At 69.6% G+C, this 6999-nt stretch carries 4 protein-coding genes and 2 pseudogenes; 5 read left to right on the plus strand and 1 reads right to left on the minus strand.

Annotation, left to right across the window (positions count from 1 at the left end; translation table 11 throughout):
- The first annotated feature begins 54 nt into the window (after positions 1 to 54).
- Positions 55 to 1469: pseudogene (locus ACZ6NC_RS35330) on the plus strand (NF041680 family putative transposase).
- Between the two features lie 170 nt (positions 1470 to 1639).
- Here ACZ6NC_RS35330 and ACZ6NC_RS35335 read toward each other — a convergent pair.
- On the minus strand, positions 1640 to 2950 hold the full coding sequence (locus tag ACZ6NC_RS35335; RefSeq protein ID WP_465737959.1) for a hypothetical protein: 1311 nt from the start codon (positions 2948 to 2950) through the stop codon (positions 1640 to 1642).
- Between the two features lie 92 nt (positions 2951 to 3042).
- Between ACZ6NC_RS35335 and ACZ6NC_RS35340 the strand changes: the two genes are divergently transcribed.
- The 4 genes and pseudogenes from ACZ6NC_RS35340 to istB all read left to right on the plus strand — a co-directional run bounded on the left by ACZ6NC_RS35340 (position 3043) and on the right by istB (position 6920).
- A complete protein-coding gene (locus tag ACZ6NC_RS35340; protein ID WP_465737960.1) occupies positions 3043 to 4032 on the plus strand; it encodes an NlpC/P60 family protein in 990 nt (329 codons plus the stop codon).
- 77 nt (positions 4033 to 4109) lie between these two features.
- Complete coding sequence (locus ACZ6NC_RS35345; RefSeq protein WP_465737961.1) at positions 4110 to 5609, plus strand: phospholipase A2; 1500 nt, start codon at positions 4110 to 4112, stop codon at positions 5607 to 5609.
- 59 nt (positions 5610 to 5668) lie between these two features.
- On the plus strand, positions 5669 to 6157 hold the full coding sequence (locus ACZ6NC_RS35350; RefSeq protein ID WP_465737962.1) for a Mu transposase domain-containing protein: 489 nt from the start codon (positions 5669 to 5671) through the stop codon (positions 6155 to 6157).
- Between the two features lie 95 nt (positions 6158 to 6252).
- Positions 6253 to 6920: pseudogene (gene istB / locus ACZ6NC_RS35355) on the plus strand (IS21-like element helper ATPase IstB).
- Positions 6921 to 6999: the final 79 nt, after the last annotated feature.

The raw sequence follows: 6999 nt of genomic DNA on the forward strand, positions 1-6999 counted from the left end.
CCTCCGTCTCACGCTGTGTGATGTCGAGTCGCACAACAGAGCCGGAGGCCGTCGGTGTCGATTGTGGTCCCTGAAGCGGTTCGCCAGCAGGCAATCTCGGAACTGTCCTCCTTTCGAATGGACTTGTACGCCGCGATGCCCCGCCGCGCGGACGCGCTCTTCGAGCTGTCGGATGCCCTGCTGTGCGTCGAGGGTCCGGTCCGTGCCCTGGTCGAGCTGGCCCTGGCGCCCGAGCACCGGCGCTCCCACGCCTCCCTGTACGCCGCCTTGAACCGGGGAGACCTCGACGCTGACCGGCTGCGGTGCGCGATCGCGGCCCGAAGCGTGCCGCGTGGCCCGGGCGGGCGGATCGTGCTCGCCGTCGACGTGTCCGCCTGGCTGCGGCCGGACGCCAACACCAGCGACGGCCGTTCCTTCTGCCACACCTACGGCCGGCGCGAGAACACGCACGAGATGGTGCCCGGATGGCCCTACTCCTTTGTCGCCGCCCTGGAGTCGGGCTCGACCTCGTGGACGGCCCTGCTGGACGCCACACGTCTGGAACCCGGCGCGGACACGGCGGCCGTCACCGCCGCCCAATTGCGTGAGGTCCTGCGCGGCATCTTCAACGCCGGGCACTGGAAGATCGGCGACCCGCCGGTGCTGGTCGTGGCGGACGCCGGCTACGACGGCCCGCGCCTGGCCCACCTCCTGCGGGACCTGCCCGTCCAGATCGTGGTGCGGATGCGCTCCGACCGCGTCTTCTTCAATCCCGTGTCCGACGACTACCGGGTGGGCCCGAAGGGTGGCCAACCCCGCAGTCACGGAGCCCGGTTCGCACTGGCCGATCCTACGACCTGGCGCGATCCCGACAGCGACACCGAGCACACCACCCGCCGCTACGGCACCGCCCGCATCCGCACCTGGCACCGCCTGCATCCACGCATCTGGCGACGCTCCGCCTGGAGCGACCACCAGGGCCAACTTCCCATCGTCGAAGGCACCCTGATCCGCCTCGACGTCGACCACCTGCCCTCCGGCGGCACCCCAAACCGGTCTGGCTGTGGTACTCCCACCCCACACCCGCCGACGCGGACACCGACACCGCCTGGCACGCGTTCCTACGGCGCTTCGACCTGGAACACACCTTCCGCTTCCTGAAGCAGGACCTCGGCTGGACCCGCCCGAAGCTGCGCGAGCCCTCAGCGGCCGACCGTTGGACCGCCCTGGTCCTGGCCGTCCACACCCAACTCCGCCTCGCCAGGCCACTGTCCGCCGATCTCCGCCGGCCCTGGGAGAGACCGCAGCCCGTCGAACGCCTCAGCCCCGCCCGGGTCCGGCGCGGGTTCCGCAACATCCGAACGCGCCTGCCCTGCCCAGCTGCCGTTGCGAGACCCTCCCGCCCCGGTGCCGGGCGCCCACCCGGCCGGCCCAACCGCCGCCGAGCCCCCATCTATGACGTCGGACTCGCCCTGGTCACCAACCAATAGCGAACAGACAGGCGAGAACCCGAACGCCGCAGAAGATGATCAATGGAGGTCAAACGACAAGCTCAGTGTCATGAAGTGCTGGCCTCGGCCACAAATTCGCGACACCTCAACATGCGAGCTCACCAGTCCCGGAGGCCTGGGTGACAGCGGCGTCCTACTTCGGCGTCGTCCTAGCAGGCAGCCTGCTCGGTAGTGTTCCGATGGAGCGGTCTCTCCGCCTTGATCACCGTTCCGGCGGGGTAGGAGGGGAACGCGATGCGCCAGAGGTTGTCAGGCTGGCCGTCGACCGTGAGACGGGTCAGGGTGGTGGACAGGTCGGGCGTGACGTCCAGTACTGCGATGACGTAGACGGTGCCGGCTCCCTCTTCGGAGCCCACGGTCACAGACTTGGCGCTCCAGCGGCCCGCACCGGCCGTGCTGTCCTGGCTCACTGGTCTGAGGAGGAAGAATTCCTTGTCGACGCGCATGCCGATCCACAGCTGATGTCCCTGGGCGGGTTGCCCCTGGCCGGAGACGTCGATGCAGCGGGGAATCGGGCCGTCGGCAGGCTTCTCGATGGTGACTGCGTCAGGCGTGCCCGCGGCGGGCGTTGCCGGATCCGGTGATGTTCCGGGCTCGGGCTGATCCTTGCCGGGTTCTGCCGGGCCGGTGGCGAGGGGCTCAGGTCCGGCAGATTGTGTGGGACGGCTAGGGCTGGACGCGTCGGTCCGGTCGTTCGGTCGCCCGGCCTGGTTGGCGATGACGAGTACCGCGACCAGGGCTGCCAGCGCTGCCCACTGTGCGGGTGTTCTCCAGCGCCTGAGCCGGTCGGTCCGCGGCTTCTGGCCCGGGGCGGATCCTGCGGGCCGGGGCGATGAGAGCCGTGTGGCGGGTTGAGGTGGGGCCGCGGGCGCATCGTCCGGGGCCACGGCGTCGGGCGGGTAGTCGGGGCCGTCCGCAGATAACGCGGCGGGTTCGCCTTGGAGGTCGTCCGGCTCCGGAACAGCACCGAAAGCGCCGACGGTGGGGTCCGACGAGGGTGCGGGGGCCTTGACCGCTCCCGCCGGACGGTTCGCGGGGATGGCCGCGTCCGGGGGCGGGAGCTGGGTGGGGGCCGAGGTGGCGGCAATCGCGGCAGTGTGCAGTCGGCGTGCTTCCTGGAGCTTGGGTCCCCTGGTGCGCGGGTCGCGGGCGAAGCGGTCCTCGATGATCTGGTTGAGCCGCGCGAGCGGGATGATCTTCTGGCCGGAGCGGTACTCGCTCCACACACTCCGGCTAAGGCCGTAGCCCTCCTCCAGCCGGCTGACCGTGTACTCGGACGTCAGGTCCCGCAGGAACTGCGCGAGTGCGTTGGCTTCGGCGGTGCGGCCTTTCAGCGGGCCCGGCAGGCGCCCTGGTCGGTTCACTTCTCCCCCTTCCGTAGCCGGCATGTTCGCGGAAGTTCGCGCAAGTTCGCGGATGTCCGGCCTCCCCGGCCCGCTGACCTGCACTGATGCGATCACGCCCCAACGGATAATCAGATCAGGTTCCAGCGTGGTGTTCCACCGCTTCCGCCAACCAGGACAGCGGAATCCACCGCAGCGAAGGGACCACCGTGAAAGAGCCGTTCATACGCCGGCCCAAAGCCATCGCGGCCCTGACCGGGCTGGTCCTGGCCGTCGGCCTGGCCGTCATCCCCGCCCAGGCCAGCGTCGACAATCACTACGCCACGTCCGAATCGACCGGAACCATCGGCAAGCAGGCGGCCCCCGGCGGGCCGGTCACCCGCGAGCAGATCATCGCCCGGGCCAAGTCCTGGGTCGACCAGAAAGTCCCGTACAGCCAGACATCGGGCTGGAAGGACGGGGCCACCGGCGGCTCCTACCGGCGGGACTGCTCCGGTTTCGTGTCCATGGCCTGGCAGCTGAGGACGAGCCTGTCCACCTGGACCCTGTCCACCGTTGCGAAGCGGATCTCCGTCAACGAGCTCGAGCCCGGTGACGCCCTCGTCAACACGACGAGCCATGCCCTGCTGTTCGGCGGCTGGACAGACAAGGCCAAGGGCGACTTCTTCTACTACAGCGAGCCGCGCCCCGGCAGGCAGGCCAGCAAGGCCGGAGCCAACATCCACGACTACAAGATCGCCGGCTACTTCCCCAGCAGCTATGTCCCGCTCCGCTACAGAAACCTCACCACCACCCCGCAGACACCCAAACCGAGCACCACCACGCCGGCCCCGAAGCCGAGCACCACCACCCCGAAGACACCCCCACCCGCGCCGGCGCCCAAGCCCAGCACCACCGCGACGCCGAAGCCCGAACCGAGCACGACCACCACCACGCCGAAGCCGACTACGACCACTACGCCGCGCCCGAAGCCGGGTACGACCGCGGTGCCGAAGCCGAGTGCCACCACGGCGGTCCCGGCGGCCCGCGATTCCCTGTCGGCCGTCTCCGTGCCATCTGCGCCGGCGTCGGCCCCGGCCGCCCCCGTCGACGGGCCGCCGACCGCCGCCGCTGCCACCCTCGGCGCCACCCGCACGTCTGTCCGTCGGACCTCTTACCGGTTGTGGGTCCTGCCCCTCCCCATCGTCTTCACCTTCTGACCGGCCCCGGCTCCTTGCCAGCCGGCCACGTCCACATCACCTCAACACCCTGAAAGGGATCCCCCATGAACCCCGTCATGCCCACAGACGACCGGCCGAGCCCCCAACGCCCCGCCCGCACGAGCCGGTGGCAGCCCATCCACGGCGCCATCCGGATGCTCTGCCTCCTCCTCATCGGTGTCCTCGCCCTCAGCGTGAGCGCCAACGCCGCCGGCCGCGGCAAGCCCGCCCAGAAGAAGACCGACACGACCGTGACCATGGCCGACATCGTCGCCACCAAGAACAACGTCTACGCCCTGGCCGCCGACCACTCGGCCGTCTACGAGTGGTCCGGCCTGGGCACGGAGTGGCTGCAGATCCGCGGCCCCGTCAAGAACCTGTACGCCGGACCCGACATCCTCTACGCCACCGACGGCACCACCGGGGACATCTGGCAGTACCGGCCGACCCTCGAGGAAGCGGCTGACTACGGCGGGTGGACCAGGATCGGCACCCCCGGCGCGAACTTCGTCACCGCCGACGGCCACCTCTACGGACTCGCCCCCGACAAGAGTGCCGTCCGGGAGTACACCGGCACACCGAAGAACCCCACCGCCTGGAAGCCCGTCGGCGGCCCCGCCGGCCAGATCTACGGCGGGAAGAACCTCTACGCCACCAACCCCGCCACCGGCAACATCCAGCAGTACAACCGCTCCAAGAACGACTGGACGGAGATCGGCGGGCCCGGCAGCACGTTCACCGCCACCGACCGCAACCTCTACGGACTCGCCCCCGACAAGAGCGCCGTCATGGAGTACACCGGCACCCCCTGGAAGTGGAAGCACGTCGGCGACGCGGCCGGCCGGCTCTACAGCGGGAACACCCTGTACGCGACGAACCCCGCCACCGGTGACCTCTACAAGCACAACGGCAACGGCAAGTGGAACCGGATCGGCGGGCCCGGCGCCACATTCACCGAAGCCGCCGACCGCGTCTACGGCCTCTCCCCCGACCACCGCACCGTCTTCCACTACACCGGCACCGGCGACAAGTGGACCAGCCTCGGCGCCCCCACCACCCAAGCCGCGACCCTGCAGGAGAAGACGGACCGTTTCAACGAGCTCATCAAGACCGACCCCGCCTCCCGCATCGCCTGGAACCGCACCCGCAACGCCAGCCGCCTCTCGAACAAAGCCTGGGACCGCTTCAAATTCACCTTCGATGCGGACTTCTGCAACAGGCCCGCCCCGGACGTCATGGACTTCGCCGGCTTCGCCGTCTTCGACTTCAAGATGCCGTGCGCCCACCACGATTTCGGCTACCGCAACGCCGAGGACTTCCTCCTCGACGGCGATATCGGCGACAGCGACCAGGGCCGGGCGATCAAGCGCCAGGTCGACACGATGTTCAAAGCCGACATGGACCACAGCTGCACGACCAAGAGTGAGGTCGCATGGGCCTGCCTCGCCGCCTCACAGATCTACCACTCCGGGGTGGAACACCTCGGCAGCGACGCCCAGCGCGCCCGTTGGGACAGCATCCCCGAAAAGCTCATGGACCTGCAGCGCAAGATCACCTCGCCGCGCTGGCCGTCCTGACCGTCCCCCCGGCGACGGGCTTCCACCACCCCACGCCCCACCGGTCGGCCGCCACCCCCTTGGGGCTGGCGGCCAACCGCCGTACGCTCCCGGCATCCGCCGCGCACCAGGCCCGGAGAAACCCCGAAAGCGCTTCCGGCCCCGATCCGGCGTGCCAGCGCTCGACCCAGTCGCACACCCGCATCGGCCGCGACCACTACATCCGCGTCGACACCAACGACTACTCCGTCCACCCGCGCGCCATCGGGCACACCGTCATGATCCGCGCCGACAACGAAGAGGTCACCGCCGTCGCCGGCGACGTCGTCGTCGCCCGACACGCCCGCTGCTGGGCCAGACACCAGTCCATCACCGACCCCGACCACGCCGCCGCGGCCAGCGTTCTGCGCGGCGAGGTCTGGCGCCACAAGGCCGCCCGCGCGGCCACCGCCCGCGCAGCGGCCCTGGCCCCCGACAGCCTGGGAATCGAAGTCGAGCAACGCGAACTGGGCACCTACGACCGCATGTTCACCCTCATCGAGGGCGGCGCCGGAAAAGAGGACACCTGATGGCCCGCACCACCGCCCCCGCAGCCCCGGACACCGCGTCCACGGCCCGGACCGGTCGGCAAACCGCCTCTGACCTGGCCTTCCTCGCCCGCGCGATGAAAGCACCCGCCCTGCTGGACGCCGCCGAACGCCTGGCCGAACGCGCCCAGGCCGAGTCCTGGACCCACACCGAATACCTCGTCGCCTGTCTGCAGCGCGAGGTCTCCGCCCGCGACAGCCACGGCGGCGAGGGCCGTATCCGCGCCGCCCGCTTCCCCGCGATCAAGACGATCGAAGAACTGGATGTCACCCATCTGCGCGGCCTGACGCGCCAACAACTCTCCCACCTGGGAACACTGGACTTCATAGCGGGCAAGGAGAACGTCGTGTTCCTCGGTCCGCCCGGGACCGGCAAGACCCACCTCGCCACCGGGCTCGCGGTCCGGGCCTGCCAGGCCGGACACCGCGTCGCGTTCGCCACAGCCGCCCAGTGGGTCGACCGGCTCGCCGCCGCCCACCACAGCGGCCGACTCCAGGACGAGCTGGTCAAGCTCGGCCGCTACCCGCTGATCGTGATCGACGAGGTCGGATACATCCCGTTCGAGGCCGAGGCCGCGAACCTGTTCTTCCAGCTCATATCGAACAGATACGAACGGGCAAGTGTGATCGTCACCTCGAACAAGCCCTTCGCTGGGGAGAGACCTTCGGCGACGAGACCGTCGCCGCCGCCATGATCGACCGACTCGTCCACCACGCCGAGGTCCACTCCCTCAGAGGACGTTAAGTCCGTTTCTGGATGATCTGGTGTCGCCCGTTCGTGGGTACAGAGTCGTTCAGGCTGACTCGCGTGTCGTGTGCATGTT

The sequence above is a fragment of the Kitasatospora sp. NPDC041988 genome (assembly GCF_055588525.1).

Bases quoted from the DNA above. Each gene is read 5' to 3' on its own strand.
- ACZ6NC_RS35345 (WP_465737961.1), top strand. From the start codon at position 4,110: ATGCCCACAGACGACCGGCCGAGCCCCCAACGCCCCGCCCGCACGAGC.